General features: G+C 39.4%; 21 protein-coding genes. 11 read left to right on the top strand and 10 right to left on the bottom strand.

Annotated features, from left to right (window positions below; all coding sequences use genetic code 11):
- Positions 1–77: 77 nt before the first annotated feature.
- Entirely contained in the window at positions 78–884 is an 807-nt protein-coding gene (locus tag PR834_RS15770) for a bestrophin-like domain (RefSeq protein WP_004263474.1), read from the top strand.
- A gap of 52 nt (positions 885–936) precedes the next feature.
- Here PR834_RS15770 and PR834_RS15765 read toward each other — a convergent pair whose 3' ends face one another.
- Genes PR834_RS15765 through PR834_RS15755 form a run of 3 tightly spaced genes read right to left on the bottom strand, consistent with a single transcriptional unit; the run spans position 937 to position 2,961 of the window.
- Positions 937–2,193 (bottom strand): PTS ascorbate transporter subunit IIC, encoded by a 1,257-nt coding sequence (locus PR834_RS15765; RefSeq protein WP_036958647.1) that lies wholly within the window; start codon positions 2,191–2,193, stop codon positions 937–939.
- 11 nt (positions 2,194–2,204) lie between these two features.
- Positions 2,205–2,492: a PTS sugar transporter subunit IIB gene (locus PR834_RS15760; protein ID WP_004263481.1), complete on the bottom strand. Its 288-nt coding sequence runs from the start codon at positions 2,490–2,492 to the stop codon at positions 2,205–2,207.
- Between the two features lie 22 nt (positions 2,493–2,514).
- Positions 2,515–2,961 (bottom strand): PTS sugar transporter subunit IIA, encoded by a 447-nt coding sequence (locus PR834_RS15755; protein WP_004263485.1) that lies wholly within the window; start codon positions 2,959–2,961, stop codon positions 2,515–2,517.
- A gap of 371 nt (positions 2,962–3,332) precedes the next feature.
- Between PR834_RS15755 and PR834_RS15750 the strand changes: the two genes are divergently transcribed.
- Positions 3,333–4,367 carry a LacI family DNA-binding transcriptional regulator gene (locus PR834_RS15750; RefSeq protein WP_004263493.1) on the top strand — a complete coding sequence of 345 codons (1,035 nt, stop codon included), beginning with the start codon at positions 3,333–3,335 and terminating at the stop codon, positions 4,365–4,367.
- A 260-nt stretch (positions 4,368–4,627) separates the two neighbouring features.
- Positions 4,628–5,521 (top strand): endonuclease/exonuclease/phosphatase family protein, encoded by an 894-nt coding sequence (locus PR834_RS15745; protein WP_272536771.1) that lies wholly within the window; start codon positions 4,628–4,630, stop codon positions 5,519–5,521.
- Between the two features lie 70 nt (positions 5,522–5,591).
- Here the strand turns inward: PR834_RS15745 and PR834_RS15740 are convergent, their stop codons facing one another.
- Positions 5,592–5,879, bottom strand: coding sequence for a hypothetical protein (locus PR834_RS15740; RefSeq protein WP_004263500.1), 288 nt, complete (start codon positions 5,877–5,879; stop codon positions 5,592–5,594).
- 1,057 nt (positions 5,880–6,936) lie between these two features.
- On the opposite strand from PR834_RS15740, the gene PR834_RS15735 reads away from it, so the two are divergent.
- Complete coding sequence (locus tag PR834_RS15735) at positions 6,937–7,326, top strand: hypothetical protein (protein ID WP_004263505.1); 390 nt, start codon at positions 6,937–6,939, stop codon at positions 7,324–7,326.
- 124 nt (positions 7,327–7,450) lie between these two features.
- Here the strand turns inward: PR834_RS15735 and PR834_RS15730 are convergent, their stop codons facing one another.
- Together PR834_RS15730 and PR834_RS15725 are read right to left on the bottom strand one after the other, a co-directional pair.
- Positions 7,451–9,079 (bottom strand): FGGY-family carbohydrate kinase, encoded by a 1,629-nt coding sequence (locus tag PR834_RS15730; RefSeq protein ID WP_272536770.1) that lies wholly within the window; start codon positions 9,077–9,079, stop codon positions 7,451–7,453.
- Positions 9,080–9,123: 44 nt separating this feature from the next.
- Positions 9,124–9,852: an SDR family oxidoreductase gene (locus PR834_RS15725; protein WP_004263513.1), complete on the bottom strand. Its 729-nt coding sequence runs from the start codon at positions 9,850–9,852 to the stop codon at positions 9,124–9,126.
- Between the two features lie 234 nt (positions 9,853–10,086).
- Here PR834_RS15725 and PR834_RS15720 point away from each other — a divergent pair, with 234 nt between their 5' ends.
- Complete coding sequence (locus tag PR834_RS15720) at positions 10,087–11,121, top strand: LacI family DNA-binding transcriptional regulator (RefSeq protein ID WP_272536769.1); 1,035 nt, start codon at positions 10,087–10,089, stop codon at positions 11,119–11,121.
- A gap of 48 nt (positions 11,122–11,169) precedes the next feature.
- Here the strand turns inward: PR834_RS15720 and fetB are convergent, their stop codons facing one another.
- Positions 11,170–11,949: an iron efflux ABC transporter permease subunit FetB gene (gene fetB / locus PR834_RS15715; RefSeq protein ID WP_094961238.1), complete on the bottom strand. Its 780-nt coding sequence runs from the start codon at positions 11,947–11,949 to the stop codon at positions 11,170–11,172.
- Positions 11,950–11,958: 9 nt separating this feature from the next.
- Positions 11,959–12,612 (bottom strand): iron efflux ABC transporter ATP-binding subunit FetA, encoded by a 654-nt coding sequence (fetA, locus tag PR834_RS15710; protein ID WP_112307456.1) that lies wholly within the window; start codon positions 12,610–12,612, stop codon positions 11,959–11,961.
- 466 nt (positions 12,613–13,078) lie between these two features.
- Between fetA and PR834_RS15705 the strand changes: the two genes are divergently transcribed.
- A complete protein-coding gene (locus PR834_RS15705) occupies positions 13,079–13,840 on the top strand; it encodes an SDR family oxidoreductase (protein WP_272525630.1) in 762 nt (253 codons plus the stop codon).
- Between the two features lie 162 nt (positions 13,841–14,002).
- Here the strand turns inward: PR834_RS15705 and tkt are convergent, their stop codons facing one another.
- Positions 14,003–16,012: a transketolase gene (tkt, locus tag PR834_RS15700; RefSeq protein WP_262960435.1), complete on the bottom strand. Its 2,010-nt coding sequence runs from the start codon at positions 16,010–16,012 to the stop codon at positions 14,003–14,005.
- A 36-nt stretch (positions 16,013–16,048) separates the two neighbouring features.
- Positions 16,049–16,501: a ribose 5-phosphate isomerase B gene (gene rpiB, locus PR834_RS15695; protein WP_004263541.1), complete on the bottom strand. Its 453-nt coding sequence runs from the start codon at positions 16,499–16,501 to the stop codon at positions 16,049–16,051.
- Between the two features lie 323 nt (positions 16,502–16,824).
- On the opposite strand from rpiB, the gene PR834_RS15690 reads away from it, so the two are divergent.
- The 5 genes from PR834_RS15690 (at position 16,825) to PR834_RS15670 (ending at position 22,137) form a co-directional block, all read left to right on the top strand.
- Positions 16,825–17,937 (top strand): MDR/zinc-dependent alcohol dehydrogenase-like family protein, encoded by a 1,113-nt coding sequence (locus PR834_RS15690; protein WP_036958649.1) that lies wholly within the window; start codon positions 16,825–16,827, stop codon positions 17,935–17,937.
- 129 nt (positions 17,938–18,066) lie between these two features.
- The gene (locus PR834_RS15685) at positions 18,067–19,338 is read left to right on the top strand and encodes an MFS transporter (protein WP_004263544.1); all 1,272 of its coding nucleotides are present in this window, start codon (positions 18,067–18,069) and stop codon (positions 19,336–19,338) included.
- A gap of 11 nt (positions 19,339–19,349) precedes the next feature.
- On the top strand, positions 19,350–20,351 hold the full coding sequence (locus tag PR834_RS15680) for a dihydroxyacetone kinase subunit DhaK (RefSeq protein WP_094961242.1): 1,002 nt from the start codon (positions 19,350–19,352) through the stop codon (positions 20,349–20,351).
- A gap of 10 nt (positions 20,352–20,361) precedes the next feature.
- Positions 20,362–21,015, top strand: coding sequence for a dihydroxyacetone kinase subunit DhaL (dhaL, locus tag PR834_RS15675; RefSeq protein WP_094961243.1), 654 nt, complete (start codon positions 20,362–20,364; stop codon positions 21,013–21,015).
- A 159-nt stretch (positions 21,016–21,174) separates the two neighbouring features.
- The gene (locus tag PR834_RS15670; protein WP_004263559.1) at positions 21,175–22,137 is read left to right on the top strand and encodes a sugar-binding transcriptional regulator; all 963 of its coding nucleotides are present in this window, start codon (positions 21,175–21,177) and stop codon (positions 22,135–22,137) included.
- Positions 22,138–22,140 lie beyond the last annotated feature (3 nt).

Genomic DNA, 22,140 nt, shown 5'->3' with positions numbered 1-22,140 from the left:
AAAAAAATAGTACTGTCTAGATAATTGCATTGCAGTTGTGTTATATCATCAGGAAATAAATTTCATGAGTTTATACGATGTTTAATATTTCTGAGTTGATCAATGATTCTCCAATCGATTCCATTCTTTTATTTGTTATCACATTTATCTTGTTAGTTATTTCTGCCTACGTTGGTAAATATATTTTTAAGCGTAAATCAGCCCACGAAGAAGCGACGGATGATGAAGCTAAAATTATTTTAGGGGCGATTTTATCTTTATTGGGTTTATTGATAGGGTTTGTTTTATCAATTTCGATTAATGGCTATAACAACCGTCAGCAAACAGAAGAAAATGAAGCTATTGCTATTGGTACGGCATATCAGAGAGCACAGTTATTGAGCACTGATGATAGAGGAAAAGCCTCTCAGCTTATTCAACAATACTTGGAAGCTCGGATTGAGTTTTTTAAGTCAGGTATCAGTGACGAAAATAACCAATGGCGGATGACTTCTTTGGAAAAGCAGAGTCAATTATGGGAAATCGCGGTAAAAGAAGCAAGTCAAACACCAAACCCTATTGTGGCTTCTGTACTCAGTGCATTTAGCGACCTTTATCTTTCTCAACAAAAAACGATGGCAAGTTGGCGACACCAAATTCCAAATGCAACTTGGTTTTTACTGATCTTTTTTGCTATCTGTTCAAATATTCTTATTGGTTACAATATACGCGGGACAAAAGGGAAAAATTGGTTGATACTCATATTGCCGTCATTAACCACGTTGGCTCTATTTATGATTGCAGAAATTGATGTTCCTGGTGAAGGTATGATCCACGTAACACCTGATGATTTAATTTTATTACAGGAATTCTTATTTAGGGATGGTGCTTGGTTGGGAAAGTAGGGGCGTTGTAAAAAAACTCCCCACTAGCAAATTTGCCATGGGGAGTTCTGTTTTAGCGGACGATAATGCCTAATAAAATTCCGATTGCGCCAAAGTCAGCGTCACTGAATGTAGTATTAGCAATACCAATATCCCCAAGAACAGGTAATAGGAATACTGGTAGGAAGGTAATAAGCAGCCCTTGAGCAAATGCACCCAAGATAGCTCCACGACGACCGCCTGTTGCATTACCAAAAACACCGGCAGCAGCACCTACGAAGAAATGCGGTACAACGCCTGGAATAATAACCGTCATATTTAATGCATACAGAACGAACATTCCCAAAACACCGGCAGCGAAACTACTTAAAAATCCGACTAATACGGCGTTTGGTGCATATGGGAATACCACTGGGCAGTCTAAAGCAGGCTTCGCATTAGGGACTAATTTGTCTGAGATACCTTTAAACGCAGGGACGATTTCTGCAATAACCATACGTACACCTTGCAGAATAATGTATACGCCTGCAGCAAATGTAATGGATTGCATTAATGAGAACATGAACCAATTCTTACCACCACTGACTTCGCGAACGAAATCACCGCCTGCGAATAAGCATGTAATGATAAAAATAATGAACATGGTGAAAGAGATAGCGACAGGTGTATCTCTTAAAAATAGTAAGCTTTTCGGGACATTCATGTCTTCTGTTGAATGTTCTTTATTACCGAATTTGCTTCCAATGAACCCTGCTAGGACATAAGAAATCGTTGAAAAATGCCCAATCGCAACATCATCTGAACCTGTCACTTTTTTCATGTAAGGGTGGGCAATTGCTGGGAAAAATACCATACAAAAGCCAACAATCAGTGAGCCAACAGTGACTAATAGAGTTCCTTCCATTCCAGCGGTAGCTAAGATAACTGCTATCATCATGGACATGAATAACGTATGGTGCCCAGTGAGGAATATAAATTTCCATGGTGTTAAGCGAGCAATCAAGATATTGATTAGCATCGCAAAGAACATAATCATTGCCATTTCACGACCGAAGCTTTTTTGTGCAATAGAAACAATAGCTTCGTTATTTGGTACCACACCATTAATACCAAAAGCATGTTGGAAAATAGCGGAAAAATCACCTAAAGAGCTGACAACTAAGCCAGCACCAGCGCCTAAGATCACAAAACCCATTATGGTTTTAATGGTGCCTTTAATGCATTCAGTGACGGGTTTTTTCTGTGCGATCAAACCAATAAGTGCGATTAGACCAACAAGAATGGCTGGTTCAGATAAAACATCCTGCATCAGAAAACGAAAAAATGACATAGTGCCTCCGCTTACATCGCGCCGAGTTTTTGTAAAGCAATGGTGAGACGTTCTTTCATTGCAACTTTATCAATCATATTTTCGAGAGCAACGATTTCGCCACCAACTTGTTGAGCGACTAATTGTTCAGCAATATCGCTTGTACCAACAAAGATATCACTCACAGTGCCTTTTGCTGAGCCTAGATCAACATGGTCAACATCTGCATTAACTTGCAAATCTTTTAAGATATTTTTGATGCTCATTTCCATCATCAAACTAGTACCTAAACCATTTCCACAAACAACAGTAATTTTCATAATGTTTACCTTAATATTTAGCTTATTCGTATTTAGCGATGATTTTTAGAATGTCATCTACGTTTTCTGATTGCATGATGTTATCTACATCGTCTTGATTATCAAATAGTTCTGCGAGTTTCGCGATAGCACCAATATGGCTATTGCTATCAGTGGCTGCTAGTACAATTAATAATTTGATTGGGTCATTGCCATCGGAGCCAAATTCAACACCTTGTTTGATAACGGTTAACCCAAGAGATAATTGGTTTACTCCGTCTTCTGGACGTGCATGCGGCATGGCAATACCTGGGCCTAATACATAGTAAGGGCCGATTTTTTCGTGTGATTGAATTATTGCATCAATATATCTTGGCTCGATGAACTTATTATTAATTAATGGATTACAGGCGATTTTTATCGCTTCTTGCCAATTATTGGCACTGTCGACGACTTGAATGACGTTAGGGGTCAGTAATGTCGTTAGCATCGGGTTGCTCCTGGTAGAGTGAAATTATTATCTTTGTAATGGTTGAATGAATAGTAGTGTTCTATGGTAGCGCTATCTAGTTGAATCTTTCATTTTCGTGATAGCGCTATCATTTTAAAAAAATATAGCGAGCAAATATGAAATGAACACACTTCTCAGCTGATTAACAAATTCAACCTGTGGTAAGTTAACTAGGACTGGTGATATTGACTGTTTCTTTAGATTTAATAGAACCATATTGGCTATTTTTAGCGCATTTAATCTAGAACATGAGAAAAAGCAAAAAACATGCTTGATTCGAATGAAAATTGACCATCAAAGATCAATAACCTTAGGGTTAATAATCAGTTTAGGCTAAGTAAAAGTATTACATGCAAAAAATACGAAAAAGAAAAAATACAGGGCGAGTCACGTTGCAGGACGTCGCAAAATTCGCAGGCGTTGGGTCCATGACGGTATCTAGGGCTTTGCGTACACCCGAATTAGTGTCTGATAAGTTACGTGAAAAAATTAATGCTGCTGTTGAAGAACTTGGTTATATACCTAATTCCGCAGCAGGTATTTTAGCGTCAGGCCAAAGCCGTACCGTTGCTGTTTTAATTCCGTCTTTGCGTGATAATGCCAGTTCAGTTTTTCTGCAATCTTTACAAGAAGCACTGAACAAAAATAGTTATCAAGTTGTTATTGGTAGCCATGATTACCAGCAAAAAAAAGAGTCTGAGGTTTTATCGACATTATTGCAGAGTAACCCCGCAGCTTTGATTGTTTTTGGGGCGATAAACTCAGAAAGCGTTTCGAATTATTTGAAGAATTTAGATATCCCTGTAGTCAGTGTTGCGGGGGAATCTAATCATCCAGTCACGTTGAACATAAAAAGTAACGTTGGAGATGCGGTTAATTTTTTAACCAACTATATGTTACAAAAAGGGTATAAGAAGATAGGTTATATTGGTGCTCAAATGGACAGTAAAATGCAAAGTCAGCAATTAAGTGGCTGGAACCGAGCGATGCTGGCGTATAACCAAAGTGCAGATCAAAGTATTACAACTCCGTATGTCGCAACGATGGATTTTGGTCGTCAGGCAATTAGTGAGATGTTGACCCGCCAACCTGAGCTTGAAGCTGTGATTTGCAGTCATGAAATGATTGCACTTGGTGTCATTTTTGAGTGCCAAAGACGTTTAATTCAGATACCAAAAATGTTAGCAATTGCTTGTGTTGAAGGTACTTCAAATTGTGATCATATCCATCCGTCACTGACATCTGTGCGAATTGATTACAGTAAAATGGCACGAGAAACAGCGAAAAGGCTACAAAAATGGCTTGCAGATGTCGATTGTGACTTTGTTGAACGTAAAGAAGGGGTTGTTTTCCCATATAAATTTGAAGCAAGACAAAGTGCGTGAAATATAATTTATCGTATGTTGATCTCGTTTTCTTGAATTTATTGCTTATCCTTAAGTGAATAGGAGTGCGATAGCTCTCTATTTTGACGGTCAAAAAGATGTTTTTTTTTCTCTCGAAATAAGATTGTAGACTGGGTCACTATATCTTTTTTATTCTCTGTTAATGTATGAAAACTGCAAGTTAACGGGGGTTAGCTCCGCGAGAATTTTATTAAATACTTGCACTATTCTGTTGTATTAGTCATTAACAGGGGAAAACAATGAAATTACTAAAAACAGTTATTTCCACCACAATTCTAGTTTCTTGTGGTGCGATGGCAACAATGTCGGGTTCCGAAATTCTGAAAGTACAGGATGGAGGAACTCCGAATAAAGTTTACACTTCGAACAAGCCGACCATTAAAGTCGCAACGTATAACATTGGTAAAAATGAGTTGTCACCAGATGTCAGTAATCTTGATGAGCTAAATAAGGCGATTGCGAAAATAGATGCTGACGTGATTGTTTTAACTGAAATTGATAATAAAACCGCTCGCAGTAAAAAAGTTCACCAGCTAGAAGAAATAGCTAAAGCCAATAAGATGGATTTTGCTTTTGGTAAGGCATTAGATTTTGATGGTGGAGAGTACGGTGTAGGAATTTTATCAAAATATAAAATTGATAAATCTAAAGTAATTAATTTACCTTCTGGTGATGCAGAACAACGGGTTGTATTAATATCTCAAATATCAAAGCCAGGTTTTGATGCACCAATTATTGTGATGGGAACACATCTGGATTGGCAGAAAGATCCAACCATTCGCATTGGGCAAGTGCGCCATATTTTAGATGCGAGTATTGGGGATACAGATACGGGGTTTGATAATATTGCGGCCTCAATAAAAATATTAGCGGGAGATTTCAATTCAACAGCTAATGAACAGCCTATCCAAGAAATTCGTTATATGTGGACCCCAGTTGAGCTTAAAGGTGTTGATTATCGTAGTTGGCCAGCGGTAAACCCAGCCATAGACATCGACCATATTTTTACATTTAAAGGGCAAGTTTGGGATGTGAAAAAAATGGAAATTCCAACGGATAGTAAAGAGTTTCAATGGTCAAGTGTTAGCGACCACCTACCTATAATTGCTGAATTAGAGCTACAAGAGCAATAAACACTTAACAGAGAAATTTTCGATAAAAGGCCTAATTTGGTTTGTAGGCCTTTCCAACTGTAATGTTAAGTTAATTGCCTAGTATTTTTTTCCTTTCAATATAGCGTTTTTCAGCTATTTCTAAATAATACTCAACTGTTGAGTATATCTGCTGCCGCTGTTCTGCTAATTGTTGTGATGTATCTAATATTGCGCTCGTCTGCTGTTTAAATACAGTAAGAAAATTTTGAATGCTGTCGAAGTGACCTACGACGTTAGCATAGTAAAACTGGTATACATAAGATTCCTGAGAGTGGCTTAGATCTACGTTATTTCTGATGTTATTAGTTGCAAGTAATAGTAATTGAGTATTTGTCATGGTTAACCCTTTTTCTTTGGAAAGCAATGCTACATGAGATAAAAAAAATATTTTGTCAAATTTAGCCGGATAATTTTATGTATTGGTTAAATGCATCAATTATCCTAGGAATATTCTGTAATTTTGATTGGTCAGATATATCAAAAATTGTGTAAAAGAAGAGATATAGAGGCATTCAATGGTAAATTACAATATGCATATAGTTAAATATTCTTATGTTTCTTAAGGTGGGTTGATGGTTTTAACTATTTTTTATCATATGGTTAACGTCGTTTTAATCAATTTATTTGTTATTTTTGTTTTATTAATCAATTGATTAGGTTGCGTTGCATTTTAACGGGTACTATAAAATTGCTAATTTAGCCTGAAATAAAGATACTCGTTAACGATATGCTAAAAATTAAGCTAAGAGATGATGCAAATTAATATGTTATTTCGTAGTGAATTGAATTTTAGGTATTTTTTGTTTTTATAATATCTAAATAAGCTAGATGAATTTTAATTGAAAATAACGGATTTATTATTAATTAATTCTATTTTACGCTTATATTGAGTGAAAATACTCATTAAGTGGGTTAATTAACATTTAGACATGACTATTATTGAATTGAATTGTTTTATTACATATTTTTGTTTATTTTTGTTAAGTTATGATAAACAGTTAAGGCTTATTATTGTTTCTGTTTTTGGGTAATTGAAACTATTTTAGTTAAAAAAATACAAATTGAAACAGTTAATGTTTCGAGTACTATTTATATTCTTAGTTTAATACTGGTATACTTACTCATTAGGTGTGTAAAATAAAGTATAAATACGAATAGCCCATATCAATCTAATTGTACTTATTCGCTTTGTTGGTAGCAGTTATCTGGGGTAATAATTAGAAAAACAAGTTATCTAATAAGGTATTCTTATATAGATAAGGTTGGTTGTTATTAAAATAATTATTATTTATTTACAATTGGCTGAAGATAACTGCTTAAGTATATTTTGGGGCGAAATTATTAGGTCATTTTGGTCAATTGGCTTGTTATTGAATAAATGAGAGCTTAGTAATATGAATATCATAAAGTTGCTCACAATTTTATTGTTAACTGGGGGCTCTTTTATCTTAGGTGTGACATTGAACTATACCCCTACACCTGATCTTGTGAAAATGGCTAAGAGTAGCGTTGAAGACTATTTATCTTATCCAGAATCTGCTTCATTTAAAAATGTGAAATATAATTTTATTCGCCAAACTGCGGATAAAGGGGATTTAGGTTATGTATGTGGCGAAGTGTTTCGAGTTAAGAATGCAAGGCTAGAAGGCTATAAAAAATTCATTGTGAAAGCTTACAGTGATAAACAAGGGAAGGTCTCCTTGTCTATTCCAATGGTCGAGGGAGATTACGATTTGGTACCAAAGGAAATGGTCGATTCGTTATGGACAAGATATTGCTTCTAAAAGTGAGCTATAGCGCAGGTTTTTCTATTAAATTAAGCTCGATAAGCAAAACGAATTCTATTAAAGAAAGCCGGTTTACGGCTTTCTTTAGTCCAAATATTACTTGAGTGTCATATCAACGTGATTAACCTTTTAATTCTCTAGCACATTGTTGCAAATGCAAGAAAGAGGCGAATCTTGTATCATGGCGGTTTTTATATGCTTCATTGGTTTGGTAGGTTAAGTCGATAGCACTAAATTGGTCCATAGCTTGCGAGACATCTTCACAGACTTTCCCTGCAACGGCACCAAGGATAGCAGAACCTAGCAATACTGGTTCACTGGCTTGTGTTGAAATCACAGGAACGCCACAAGCATCAGCAAGTAGCTGGCGGATCAACGGGTGCTGTCCTGCACCGCCACTAACAACAATATTTTCAATAGCAGCACCAGATTTTGCTTGTGCTTCAATGATTTGTCGTAATCCATAGCCAATTCCACACAGACCAGCAACATAGAAAGAAAGTAAATTTTCCATGCTGTTATTCATAGTTAATCCAGCAATGACAGCTCTGGCATGAGGGTCAGCAAAAGGTGCTCGATTCCCTAAAAATTCAGGAACCACATGTATTTTTTCAGCTAGTTCAACAGACTGTGATGGTGACGATGATTTTTCTAATACTAAATCCGCTAACATCACAGGCAAGGGTTTACCTTGCTCTTTTGCCGTAAGTTTTGCTTGTACTGAAGCGGGATGTAAGGAAAGTAACTGGTCAATTGCAGCACCAGCCGCACTTTGGCCTCCTTCATTTAGCCACATGCCCGGTACCATTGCACTGAAATACGGACCCCATACACCCGGTATAAATACGGGTTCTTTAGTCGTTGTCATCGTGCATGAAGATGTGCCAAATACGTATGCCATATTAGCGGTTGCATCACCATTTACGCCAACGGTACCAATACCGCCTGCATGAGCATCTATCATGCCTGCAGCGACAGGTGTCCCTGCTAGTAATCCCATTTGTTGGGCTGCGGTTTCCGTTAAGCCTTCACCACAAGGCGTTCCTGGTTCTACAATAAGCTGACCAATACGTGCGAAGTTTTCATCGGCAAGTTCAGATAGACCAATCTGTTGAAAGTAGCCTGCATCCCAACGTTTTTCATGGGCAAGATATGTCCACTTACAGGTGACTGTGCAAGTTGAGCGAGCTAAGGAGTTAGTTGATTTCCAAGTTAAAAAATCGGCTAAATCAAAAAATTGCCATGCGTTATCATAGGATTGACGTAAATTTTCTTTTAGCCATAAAATCTTAGGCGTTTCCATTTCGGGCGAAATCTTACCGCCAACATAGTTTAGAACAGGGTGCTTTAATTGATTAATGCGCTCAGCTTGTTCTGTTGCACGGTGATCCATCCAAACAATAATATTGCGCTCAGGGTCATTCGATGGGCTAACCGTAATAGGATGTTTATCTGAACCAATGACAACCAGTGAGCAGGTTGCATCAAAGCCAATACCTGCAACTTGTTGTGGTTTTACTGTTGATGATGCTATCGCTTGCTTGACACAATAACAAACCGCTTCCCAAATTTCGTTACTTGATTGCTCAGCGAAATTGGCGTTATCACGGAAGAGCGTAATATCGCGTTTGGCAGATGCTAACATATTGCCGGACATATCAAAAACCCCGGCGCGTGCACTGCCTGTGCCAACATCGATACCAATAACGACTTTATCGTTATCTTTTAATCGTGCATGTGAATTATTCATTTTCCCTCCAAGGTGCTAACTGCAATGAATTGCGAGGTGACAAGTTAGAGATCAACACTGTTTGGCACAATAACAAGGTCACGAATAGTGACATTGCGTGGGCGAGTTAGCATAAATAATACGGCTTCAGCGACTTCAATCGGTTGCATTAAGCTACCATTTGCCAGAGCTTCTTCCATTTTTTCTTTCGGCCAATCATCGAGTAAGGCTGTCACTACAGGGCCAGGTAATACCGCACCAACACGGATACCATGTTCAGAAACTTGGCGGCGAGTTGAATGGACGAAGGCTTGGACAGCAAATTTTGATGCGGTGTAAATTGGCTCCCAGATCACTGGGACTACACCTGCAATTGAGCTGGTGAATAATACATCACCTGATTTTTGGGCAATAAAATGAGGTAGCACTGCGCGAACACAACGGAAGGCCGCATTAATGTTTAAGTTTAAAACTTTATCCCATACATCTGGGTCACCCTCAGCAACAGGGCCGCCAATATAAGCACCGGCATTAGCATGGAAAATATCTAAGCCGCCTGCTTTTTGTAAGATGGCATCTAACATTCCATCAACTTGTTCTGGCTTCATTAAATCGACTACTAATGGAATCGCATTTTCACCTAGTTCCTCAACAAGTTGGTTTAATCGCTCTTCAGCACGGTCAATTAGAACGACTTTTGCACCCGCCTTGATCAGTGTACGTGCGCATTCAAGCCCGATACCTGAGGCAGCTCCGGTAATTGCTGCGACTTTGTTCTCAATAGAAATAGCCATAATTTACTCCAATCGGATATTTTAGCGAAATGTAAGAATGAAAAGCGTCTGAAATTAATGGAATAGCAATGAGTCACAACGATGGATAGGTGGCTACATGCGATGGATTGATAGTATTTATTTTGCAGTTTATCAACTCATACATCATCAATTCCAATTTTGCTCAATCGATGTAGCAGTATTGCGACTTTTCGACTTTGGTGTCAAGCTAGTAAAAAATGGAGATAAGAATCTGTGACAAAGATCAGACAAAATAAGAAAACAACGATCTATGACCTTGCCGAATTAGCTGGAGTTTCAGCTAGTGCAGTGAGTGCAATACTCAACGGTAATTGGCAAAAAAGGCGAATTAGCGCACAACTTGCGGAAAAAGTGATCCGCATCGCCGAAGAACAAAATTATGCAGTTAACAAGCAAGCCAGCTTATTGCGCAGTAATAAATCCAAAATAATTGGTATGTTGGTTCCGAAGTATGACAACCGCTATTTTGGTTCGATTGTCGAGCATTTTGAAGAAATGGCGCGTGAAAGGGGACTGTTTCCTATTATTACTTGTACGCGGCGTGACCCAAAGTTAGAAATAGAAGCTGCACGCGCAATGATTTCTTATCAGGTTGATTGGTTGATTTCAACAGGGGCAACGAACCCAGATAAAATTACTGAAATTTGCCAAGCTTCGGGGGTTTCGACCTTAAATTTAGACTTACCGGGCTCGTTGGCGCCTTCGGTTATTTCAAATAACTATCTTGGCGCAAAAAATTTAACCCAACGTATTTTAAGCAAAAATAAGTCTCAAACATCAATAAATGAAGCCTTAATTTTTATTGGTGGTCGTGAACATGACCACAATACACGTGAACGTATTCGTGGGTTTATTGATGCGCATAATGAAAAAGGTATCACGGTTCCACAAGAAAATATTTTGGCTTGTGGTTATGCCCCCGAAAAAGCTGAAAGAGCACTCTCACAGTTTTTTGAACAGAATAATGATGATCCACAGAAAATAGTGAAATGCGGTTTGTTTATTAATTCAACTATTTCATTAGAAGGGGTTATTGATTGGTTAGGTAAAAAGGGCTATATCGGTTCACGGCAACCCCACTTAGGCTGTTTTGACTGGGATCCTTTTGTTGCACTTTTAGGTAATGACATCGAAATGGTTAAACAGGATGTGCCAACGATGTTAAATCATATTTTTAAGTTGATAGATAATGAAAATAGCAAAGCACAATTAATTGAAGTGTTACCTGTGGGGGTGGTTAAAGAGTGATATTAAGAAAGTGCCACTTATCGTTGATGACCAATAAGCGGCGGAAGGTTATTGTTTATTCAGAGTTGTAACCAATAATTGGTGGCGTTGGTTATAGAATTTTGTATAGGTCATATACCCAGCCAGTATGGTTGAAAGGCTTGCTGTACCTAACAACATAAAAGTCACCATAATCTGGTATTTAACAGCTTGTAATGGGTCAACTCCAGCGAAAATCAACCCAGACATCATGCCCGGTAAGCTGACAATTCCCACTGTTTTGGCAGAATCTACCGTTGGGATCAATGATGCTCGGATACTGTCACGAATAATAGCAGCGGAAGCAACTTTGGGCGTTGCCCCTAAACTAAGCATTTCTTGAATTTGTTGTTGCTGGCTTGAAAACCGTTGACCAAGGTTATTAAAGCATAACCCTACCGCAATCATGGCGTTACCCGCAATCATTCCAGTAATAGGAATTACCTGCATAGGCGTAAATGCGATGGCATTGGTTAATATCAGAATTAACAATGTAAGAAATGTGCCAGAGGTAATGGCAATTAATGCAGTAACATAAATTTTATCAATATATTTGCTTCTTTTCTTAGCGTTCCACGCAGCATTGACACAAATAAACATTACCAATGCAATCGTGAGCAATTCGTGATCAACATTAAAAATATATTTTAGAATGTAGCCAGCGATCAATAGTTGAATAATCGCTCGGCAAGTACTCCAGATAATATCTTTTTCAAGGGATAGTTTTTCTTTATGGCTAATAAAAATAGCCACGAGGACTAACAGGATTGAAAAGGTTAAGGATTCATTGGAAATAGTTGGTTGATGCACAGTGATATCCTATGATTCGTTGTGATGAACAGGAAGGGTGATAACTTCATTGGTATGAGCGATTTCATCTTGGTCATGAGTTACCCATAGCACGCCTATTTTTTTGTCACTCGTTAAATGATGGATAAATTCATTCACTATAATTTTGTTTTCTTCATCAAGGGCACTGGTGATTTCATCTAATAGCAAGACTTGCGGAAGAAATTGTAAGTTTCTAATAAGAGAAATACGCTGTTTTTCTCCTCCAGAGAGTTCATTGATCCCTTTATCCAAAATAGATTCATGTAGAGAAAATTGGTGCAAATCACTGATGACTTTGTCTTTATTAAATGGCAACTTTCGAATTTGATAGGGAAAAACGAGGTTGTCATACACAGTTTGCCCAAATAAAGTGGGCGTTTGAGTACAGTAAGAAACCTGCTGACGATAAGTTTCTGGGAGGATGGTATTGATATCTTTCCCTTGAAACTTAATCGTTCCTTGAGTAGGTGAAATTAACGAGGCCACTATTTTTAATAAGGTACTTTTACCGCAGCCGGAAGGACCCGTAATCAGTTTAAAGTCGCCTGCCTGTAAGTTAATCTGCACATTATCAAGAATTGTTTTTTGCTCAATGCTATAGCCAATGTTACTAAGTTGTAATAGCAAGTTGCTTTGTTCCATATTATCAATGACCTATAAATTAAGTGCGCAGCATTTAGTGTAAATGATATTCATTCAATATCTTACTCAATAATACAGCGCTGATATTGTTCAATATCAATTTAGATATAACTAATATTATGCGCCAATTAATTGAAAAATTATAGGGGAAGAAAAAATACACTTCTAATGAAGTAGGACAACGTAGATGAGTTCTAGGAAAGATTTGTACAGTTGAAAATAAAGCACAAATATTCATTCAAATTATTATTTTGAACATATGTGCATTCAGAATTTAGGATGGTATTTAATTTGAGAGATATCTCTTTTTTTTACATAAATAATATAGAGTTTAACTAGTGATAATATTATATTAATAATACCAAGTAATCTAATCTGCACTTAATATTTTGTTGTCTCTCTAAGGCAACACTATATTTATTTCATCTATATATTAAATATCACATCATGACATTAAGGAATTAAAATGAAAAAATTTAGTGGCTATAACACCAACTTTTCACTTGATGGCAAGGTCGCTTTAATTACAGGGGGAGCTGCAGGCATTGGGTTGGCGATTGCTCAACTGTTTGTTGAAAAAGGGGCTAAAATTGCCTTAATTGATAAGTCAGATAAAGTAGTGAAAATTGCGGAGAAATTAAAAAATTCAATTGGTATTCAATGTGATATAACAAATTCTGAGGCGGTTTCTCAGATGGTAAAACAGGTTGTTGAGCATTATGGTACATTAGATATTGTCGTCAATAGTGCTGGAATTGTAGCGCTTGCTCCCGCTGAAAATTTAAGTGAGTCAGACTGGGATTTAACCATGAACGTGAATTTAAAAGGGACTTTTTTGGTTTGCCAAGCTGCAGGTAATATCATGATTAATAATGGAAAAGGGAAGATTATTAATATGGCATCACAAGCAGGCGTGATTGCCTTAGACCAACATGCCGCCTATTGTGCGAGTAAAGCAGCGATTATTGGTTTAACCCAAGTATTAGCACTTGAATGGAGCCCTAAAGGGATACAAACCAACGCCATTTCACCAACTATTGTGATGACAGAACTGGGCAAAAAAGCGTGGGAAGGTGAAAAAGGTGATGAAATGAAAGAAAAAATTCCTGCAAGGCGTTTTGCGGAACCGTCTGAAATTGCCGCATGTGCATTATTTTTGGCCAGTGATGCATCCGATATGATCACCGGACATAATTTGGTTATTGATGGTGGCTACAGTATCCAATAGTGATATTTAATAATGAATAAAGTGAGTATTAGTAGCGACTCGCTTTATTTATTATTGATGATTTTATTTAAATAAAAAATAAGCCAAATAATATAGGTGTTATTTGGCTTGTAATAGAAAATTACAAAGTAGGATAACAGATATTAATTATTGCTATATCAATTAATCATTAGGTTTTAATAATGAAAGCGACATAGTAATAAGCTTTTCTACGGTGAAACCAAAATATTCAAATAATTGGTTTGCAGGAGCTGACTCCCCAAAGCTATTCATTCCCATGACCAATCCATCAATTCCTACATATTTACGCCAGTAATCACTGATACTGGCTTCGATAGCAATACGGTGCCGAACGTGATTGGGTAAAACGCGCTGTTGGTACTCTAAGGGTTGTTGGTCAAAGGTATCTGTTGAAGGCATCGAAATAACATTCACATTAAACCCTTGTTCAGTCAGTTGTTTCCAAGCTTCAACCGCTAATGTGACTTCAGAGCCTGTGGCAATTAATAGTAATTCAGGGTTTTCACTATTACTGCGCAAAATATATCCACCATATGCAATATTGGCGAGTTGTTCAGTTGTTCGCGAATATTGTATTAGGTTTTGCCGCGATAATATCAAGGCGGTTGGCGTATGTTTCGCTAAGATAGCTTGTTGCCAAGCCACCGCTGTTTCTACTTGGCAACAAGGGCGCCAGACTGACAAATTAGGTGTTGCACGTAGTGAAACAAGTTGCTCAACAGGTTGGTGCGTTGGGCCATCTTCACCTAATCCAATGGAATCGTGAGTATAAATGAGTATTTGGGGTAATTTCATTAATGCGGCCATTCTCACGGCATTTTGCGCATATTCAGAGAACATCAAAAAAGTTGCTGTGTAAGGGCGAAAACCGCCGTGTAATGCAATTCCATTAGCAATGGCGGTCATACCAAACTCTCTGACGCCATAGTGAATATAGTTGCCTGAAGGCTGTTCATTAATTGGCAGTGACCCAGACCAATAGGTGAGGTTGCTTGGGGCTAAGTCTGCGGAACCACCGATTAATTCAGATAAAACAGGGCCAATAATATTGAGTGTATTTTGTGACGCTTTACGTGTAGCTATCGTTGCAGGGTTTTCATTTAATTGTTGAATGAAGTTATCAATGATATCTGTAAATTCTTCAGGAAGTTGATTGGATAATCGCTGCGTTAGCTGCTCGGCAAGTTCTGGGTATTGTTTGGCATATTCTCGTAATGCTTGCTCCCAACGTAATTGCTGTTCAGCACCATGTTCTAGGGCATTCCAAGGCTGGTATATTTCATCAGGAATAACAAAAGGAGGGTATTCCCAGCCGAGTTGTTGACGAGTCAGCGCTATTTCGTCTTGCCCTAATGGAGCACCATGAGAATCGGCTGTCCCGGCTTTATTGGGAGACCCATAACCAATAGTGGTTCTGCAAATAATGAGGGTTGGTTTCGAGGTTTGTTGGCGAGCTTGTTCAATGGCCGCTTTGATTGCAGGCCGAGAATGTCCATCGACTTGGCGAATAACATGCCAGCCATAAGCTTCAAAACGCTTTGCGGTATTATCAGTAAACCAACCTTGAGTATTACCATCAATAGAAATACGGTTATCATCATAAAAGGCAATGAGTTTATTGAGTTTTAGCGTTCCTGCTAATGAACACACCTCATGGGAGATCCCCTCCATTAAGCAGCCATCACCTAAAAATGTGTAGGTATAGTGGTCGACAACGGGGAAACCAGAGCGATTAAACGTAGCTGCTAGGGTTTTTTCTGCTATTGCCATACCAACCGCATTGGCGATGCCTTGTCCCAGCGGGCCTGTCGTGGTTTCAATGCCAGGAGTATAGCCTAATTCAGGATGACCCGGTGTTTTGGAATGGAGCTGGCGGAACTGTTTTAAATCATCGATAGATAAATCATAGCCCGTTAAATGGAGCAAGCTATAGAGCAGCATCGATGCATGGCCGTTTGATAAGACGAAGCGGTCACGATTAGGCCAATTCGGGTCAGCAGGGTTGTGCTGTAAGTAATCTCGCCATAGGACTTCGGCAATATCAGCCATTCCCATTGGGGCGCCGGGGTGGCCTGAGTTGGCTTGCTGTACGGCATCTATTGAAAGAAATCGAATGGCATTGGCTAATTTATTTTGTGGTTGAGTGGACATTACAAAGCTCCCAAAGTAAAAGCGCCTAAAGTAAAACTAACGTTCCCCATTTTCATACTCACTGATTCGAGCCACTTTCGGCGCTGACCGTCCCCCTTCATAATGGGAAGCCAGCCATGTGTCGACAATGGTTTTAGCCAGTTCAGGGCCAATTACACGGGCACCAAAGGTAATAATTTGTGCATCATTACTTTTTTGTGCTCGTTCAGCGGAGTATGTGTCATGGCACAGTGCTGCTCGAATGCCTGTGACTTTATTAGCAACAATGGACATACCAATTCCGGTACCACAAATTAAAATACCGCGCTGGTGTTTACCTTGTACGATTGCAGTTGCAACAGCGTGGGCAACATCAGGATACATTTCATCTGCAACCCCAGTATTTAAGCAGTAATCAGTCACTTCAATGTTTAATTCTGCTAAGTGAGCCTTAATCAAATCTTTCATTTCAAATGCAGCGTCATCTGCACCAATAGCAATAGATAGCATGATAGAGATCCTTATTGTTGAACAAAAGTTCATTAACCAATCAAATGTACTATTTAGAAAATAGGATCTTATGAACAAATAATCAATAGGTGAACATATGTTTTTATTTTTGTGATGATGAATTCTGTGATCTACAGCTTCAAATTTAATTTTTTTTGCCAAAAATGTAAAAAACAGGCGTTTTAAGGCGATTTTATAAGAATGTTTGCACTGAATCACACTTTGACAATCTGACTATGGGCAAGGATGAAGAAAAGAAGGTATGGTTAATTTGTATCTTCATTGAACTTATGTTCATTTTACAAACCGCCGAGGATAGAACTATGTGTGAACACTGTGATTCAAAAGCAACGATGAGCGAAAGCATTCCAGAAAAAATGAAAGCCGTGGTTGCTTATGCACCAAAAGACTACCGTTTAGAAACTGTCGATGTCCCTAAAATTAGTGAAGAAGAAATTTTGGTTCGCGTAGAAGCTTGTGGTATCTGCGCGGGTGATGTGAAGGCTTTTGAAGGTGCGCCAAGCTTTTGGGGGGATGCAGAGCAGCCCGCTTATATCAAGGCACCGATGATCCCAGGGCATGAATTTATTGGCCATGTCGTAGGCTTTGGTTCAAAAGTTGAAGGTTTTGCATTAGGTGACCGTGTTATTTCTGAGCAAATCGTACCTTGCTGGGAATGCCGTTTCTGTAAACGCGGTGAATACTGGATGTGTGAGAAGCATGACTTGTATGGTTTCCAAAACAACGTGAACGGCGGTATGGCGCAATATATGAAGTTCACCAAAGAGGCCATTAACTACCATGTACCTGTTGAGATGCCAATTGAAGACGCTATTTTAATTGAACCTTACGCCTGTTCTTTACATGCGGTGCAGCGTGCCAATGTCAAATTGGGTGATGTCGTCGTGCTTTCGGGGGCGGGAACATTAGGCCTAGGCATGATTGGAGCAATTAAAAAATCCGGTGCAGGCAAGTTAGTCGTTCTAGATTTATTTGATAAACGTCTTGAATTAGCAAAAGAATTTGGTGCTGATATCGTATTAAACCCTAAACGTGATGATGTAGACAAAATTGTCAAAGAGATGACTGAAGGTTATGGCTGTGACATTTACATTGAAGCGACTGGGGCCCCTAAATCGGTAGAGCAAGGTCTTAAGATGATCCGTAAATTAGGTACTTTTGTTGAGTTTTCTGTATTTAAAGACCCTGTGACCGTGGATTGGAGCATTATCAGTGACCGCAAAGAACTGGATTTATTAGGTTCTCACCTTGGCCCATATTGCTACCCGTTAGTGATTGAAGGCATTGGTAATGGTGATTTCCCAACTAAAGGGGTGGTGACGGATATCTTACCTTTAGATAAATTTGCGGAAGGTTTTTCGATGATGGCGAAAGGTGACCCGCACATTAAAGTGGTTCTCGACCCAAACCTGTAGTGCTGTAGTGGGTTGAAAAAAATACGAAATTAAAAATATAACGATAAAAATTGGACCTGAATAAATGTCACCCTACCAAGGCTTGTTATTCAGGTCCTAACCCAGCGAACAAGCACTGAGGTCAACAATATGATAATCAATAAACTGTCTAAAGTAACGGGGTTTTCACCAAAGTTACTACTTGGCTATTTTGGCGTCCTGATCTTTATGATGGGGGAAGGGCTTGAACAAGGCTGGTTGTCGCCTTTTATTATTAGCCGTGGAATGAGTATTGAAGAGTCTTCATTACTGTTTAGTGTGTATGGTTTTTTTGCTGCTGTCGCCGCGTGGTTATCCGGTGTGTTGGCTGAAATTTATACTGCTCGTCGTGTGATGATTTTTGGTTTTGTGATGTTTGTGATTGGCTCGGTTATTTTCTTATCTGTTGGTTTACCGAGTAACAGCCTGTCTATCATGATCCCAACCTATGCGTTGCGTGGTTTTGGTTATCCAATGTTTGCCTACGGCTTCTTAGTTTGGGTGGCCTATGAGGCGCCAATTAAAAAATTGGGCTCTGCTGTCGGGATCTTCTGGTTTGTTTATAGTGGCGGACTCGGTGTTTTAGGGGTGATGTATTCGAGTTATGCGCTGCCAATTTTAGGTGAAATGGCAACGTTATGGAGTGGACTAATTTTTGTCACTATCGGGGCATTTATTGCTATCGCGCTTAACCGCAACAAAGCGGGAGATACACCGGACTCACCGAAAGAAAAAGTTTCACTTAGCTATGTGTTTAAAGGGATCACGATTGCGTTTGAAAACCCAAAAATTGGTTTAGGTGGCATTGTTCGTACTATTAATACCTCTGCAGCGTATGGTTTTGTGATCTTCATGCCAATGTTTCTTGCCGACTTTGGTTTTTCCCGCACAGAATGGTTACATATCTACGCAGCACTTTGGACAGTAAACATCGCTTTTAATCTGATCTTTGGCGTTGTCAGTGACCGTATCGGTTGGCGCAATATTGTGATTTGGTTTGGTTGTGTCGGCTGTATGGTTTGTACCTTAATGTTTTATTACGTGCCTTATTATTTTGGGCACAATTATACCCTGATGATGATAGCCGCTGGCTTATTTGGTGCATGCCTCGCTGGATACGTACCACTTTCAGCCATCATGCCGAGTTTAGCGCCTGAAAATAAAGGTGCAGCAATGTCAGTCCTTAATTTAGGGGCAGGGTTAAGCACTTTTGTCGGTCCTGCATTAGTTGGGCTCTTTATTAGTAGTGTAGGTGCTTTTGGCGTGATTTGGATTTTCTCGGGGCTCTATTTATTTAGTGCGATATTGATGAAATTTATTACTGTGCCGGCGGAATTACTTGAAAAGTCGGCAGAGATGCAGCTAACACCAGAAAATAAGTAAATGAGGGAATTATGAATAGAATCATTAATGAACCTGATCTTGTTGTTGAAGATGCCATTCAAGGCTATTTGAAAGCGCACCCTGAATATTTTGCGCAGACTGATAATGCGCGCGTATTAAAATACCCAAAAGCACCAATACAAGGGAAAGTGGGCATTGTTACTGGTGGTGGCTCCGGCCATGAACCTGCATTTTTAGGCTATGTGGGCGAAAACATGTTAGATGCGGTGGCAATTGGTGAAATTTTCTCCTCGCCAACCGCTGGGGCATTTTTAGATGCGTTCAAAGCCGCAGACAGTGGGGCGGGCGTTGCTTGTTTATATGGTAATTATGCAGGCGATAACATGAACGTCAAAATGGCGATGAAAAAAGCTGAAAAAGCGGGTATGAAAGTTAAAACCGTGGTTGCTACCGATGACGTCGCTTCAGCCCCTGCGAGCGAGAAAGAAAAGCGCCGTGGTGTCGCGGGTGAAATACTCATGTGGAAAGTGGGTTCTGCCGCAGCAAGTAAAGGCTATGATTTAGACGGCGTGATTAATGCGGCACAAAAAGCGATTAATAACTGCCATTCTATTGGTGTTGGGCTAACGTCTTGTACCATTCCAGCGGTGGGTCATCCAAATTTTCATATTGAAGATGGGATGATGGAGCTCGGTATTGGCCACCATGGTGAGCCAGGCATTGAAATCATGCCAATCCAGTCTGCAGCGCAAATGGCACAAACTATGTTAACGCCAATCTTAGATGATATGCAGGCAAAACAAGGTGATGAAGTCGTCGTATTGGTTTCAGGATTAGGTGCCACACCCGTAATGGAATTGTATATCTATTATGCAGAGGTTGAAAAACAACTCAGCGAAAAAGGCGTGCGTATTGTTCGTAACTATGTTGGTAACTATTTTACGTCATTAGAAATGATGGGGGTAACGCTGACATTAATGAAAGTGGATGATGAATTGAAAGCATTGATGGATGTCCCTGCATATTCATTGGGTCTAACACAGGTCAAATAAGGAGACAACTATGCAAGTTATTTCAACGGGCAACGGCAAGGAAATTACCCTTGATTTAGTGAACATTATTGTTTCTAACCGTGAATACCTCAGCGAAATTGATGGAGCAATAGGGGATGGAGACCATGGCATCAATATGGCAAAAGGTTTTAATCTATGCGCTAAAGCAATCGCAGACCGTGAATTATCACTCAGTGAAGGCTTTGAAGAGATTTCTGATGCCTTGATGGAAGGTATTGGCGGTTCAATGGGGCCACTTTATGGCAGTTTCTTTATGGGAATGTCAGACAGCATTTCAGGGAAAAATGAGTTATCGCAACAAGATTTTCTTGCTATGTTGAAAAATGGGCTATCCGAACTGCAAGACATCAGCAGTGCAACAGTGGGTGACAAGTGCCTAATGGATACATTGATCCCTGCGGTTAATGCCTTTGAAGAGGCAACAAAAGCAGGAAAACACTTTAAACAAGCGCTTGATGCGATGCAGGCCGCTGCAGTTGCAGGCCGTGATTCCACGGTAGATTTAGTGGCTAAAATTGGCCGTGCAAGCCGCCTTGGTGAGCGTTCAAGAGGCGTATTAGATGCAGGCGCGACTTCTTGTTGTTTATTATTATGCCAATTAGCGCAAAGTGTTGAAAAACAGAGCGCATTAACCAATGCATAATTGTTTTATATAACTCTTTTCGTGGATATATAGTCAAAAACCATTGCTATATATCCATTCTCTTTTATAACTCACTTATTAATTGCCACTAGAAACGCTATACTAAAACCTTATCATCCTTGTTGCGATTAACACCAATAAAGAGGAAACCACTATCTTATGGATAGATCACAAACATCTTCCGAAATCGAGCTACTGACTGAAATTGCGATAGCTTATTATCGCGATGAAATTACTCAGGAAGAGATCGCCAATAAGTTTGGTATATCGCGAATTAAGGTGGGGCGCTTACTTAAGCGAGCAAAAGAAGAAGGTATTGTTGAGATCAATGTTCGCTATCATCCTATTTTTAGCACTCAGCTAGAGCAACAGCTACTTTCTCGTTTTCCGATTTCCCGTGCGTTGATTGCCCTCGATCATCCCGATGAAGAAGAACAACGCTATCAAGTTGGCACACTTGTCGCTAATTATTTATCGACAACATTACGTGACAATATGATAGTCACCGTCGGTCAGGGGCGAAATGTCGCGGTGGTAGCCGATAGCGGCGGGGCCGTTCCTGAAAAAGATTGCCGTTTTATTTGCGGAATCGGCGGAACACACCGGCCTGGCGACTCTATCAATGCGGACCATATCAGCCGTCGCTTAGCGAAGAAATTTGGCGGAACCAGTGAAACCCTATACGCCCCTGCTTATGTTGAAAATAACGAATTAAAGCAATCTTTTATGAAAAATGGGACCATTAAGGAAACCTTAGATCGCGCCCGTAAAGCGGATATTGCCTTAATTGGTATTGGCGATATGAATGAAGATAGCTATATGGTCAAACTAGGCTGGTTTACACCGCGTGAAATTGTTGATGCGAGTTTGAATCAAGGGGTGATTGGCGATATCGCGGGTTATGATTTTTTTAATGCGCAAGGGCAACATGTTGATACGGTGATGAATGACCGAGTAATTGGCCTAAGCATAGAAGAACTCAAGAAAATTCCTTGTGTAATAGCGATTGCTTCCGAATCCTCCAAGGCCATGGCTATCATGGGGGCGCTGCGTACGGGGGCGATTGATATTATTGCAACGAGTGCGAGTAATGTGCGGACGATTTTGAAGATGTCCCAATAGCTC

It is taken from the genome of Providencia sp. PROV182 (assembly GCF_028480325.1).
GTDB lineage: Bacteria > Pseudomonadota > Gammaproteobacteria > Enterobacterales > Enterobacteriaceae > Providencia > Providencia hangzhouensis.
Note: the sequence above shows the minus strand (reverse complement) of the source record. Positions and strands in the feature narration are given on the sequence as shown.

Coding starts and splice junctions, on each gene's coding strand:
- PR834_RS15770 (WP_004263474.1), top strand. CDS start 78: ATGTTTAATATTTCTGAGTTGATCAATGATTCTCCAATCGATTCCATT.
- PR834_RS15765 (WP_036958647.1), bottom strand. CDS start 2,193: ATGTCATTTTTTCGTTTTCTGATGCAGGATGTTTTATCTGAACCAGCC.
- PR834_RS15760 (WP_004263481.1), bottom strand. CDS start 2,492: ATGAAAATTACTGTTGTTTGTGGAAATGGTTTAGGTACTAGTTTGATG.
- PR834_RS15755 (WP_004263485.1), bottom strand. CDS start 2,961: ATGCTAACGACATTACTGACCCCTAACGTCATTCAAGTCGTCGACAGT.
- PR834_RS15750 (WP_004263493.1), top strand. CDS start 3,333: ATGCAAAAAATACGAAAAAGAAAAAATACAGGGCGAGTCACGTTGCAG.
- PR834_RS15745 (WP_272536771.1), top strand. CDS start 4,628: ATGAAATTACTAAAAACAGTTATTTCCACCACAATTCTAGTTTCTTGT.
- PR834_RS15740 (WP_004263500.1), bottom strand. CDS start 5,879: ATGACAAATACTCAATTACTATTACTTGCAACTAATAACATCAGAAAT.
- PR834_RS15735 (WP_004263505.1), top strand. CDS start 6,937: ATGAATATCATAAAGTTGCTCACAATTTTATTGTTAACTGGGGGCTCT.
- PR834_RS15730 (WP_272536770.1), bottom strand. CDS start 9,079: ATGAATAATTCACATGCACGATTAAAAGATAACGATAAAGTCGTTATT.
- PR834_RS15725 (WP_004263513.1), bottom strand. CDS start 9,852: ATGGCTATTTCTATTGAGAACAAAGTCGCAGCAATTACCGGAGCTGCC.
- fetA (WP_112307456.1), bottom strand. CDS start 12,612: ATGGAACAAAGCAACTTGCTATTACAACTTAGTAACATTGGCTATAGC.
- PR834_RS15705 (WP_272525630.1), top strand. CDS start 13,079: ATGAAAAAATTTAGTGGCTATAACACCAACTTTTCACTTGATGGCAAG.
- tkt (WP_262960435.1), bottom strand. CDS start 16,012: ATGTCCACTCAACCACAAAATAAATTAGCCAATGCCATTCGATTTCTT.
- rpiB (WP_004263541.1), bottom strand. CDS start 16,501: ATGCTATCTATTGCTATTGGTGCAGATGACGCTGCATTTGAAATGAAA.
- PR834_RS15690 (WP_036958649.1), top strand. CDS start 16,825: ATGTGTGAACACTGTGATTCAAAAGCAACGATGAGCGAAAGCATTCCA.
- PR834_RS15685 (WP_004263544.1), top strand. CDS start 18,067: ATGATAATCAATAAACTGTCTAAAGTAACGGGGTTTTCACCAAAGTTA.
- PR834_RS15680 (WP_094961242.1), top strand. CDS start 19,350: ATGAATAGAATCATTAATGAACCTGATCTTGTTGTTGAAGATGCCATT.
- dhaL (WP_094961243.1), top strand. CDS start 20,362: ATGCAAGTTATTTCAACGGGCAACGGCAAGGAAATTACCCTTGATTTA.
- PR834_RS15670 (WP_004263559.1), top strand. CDS start 21,175: ATGGATAGATCACAAACATCTTCCGAAATCGAGCTACTGACTGAAATT.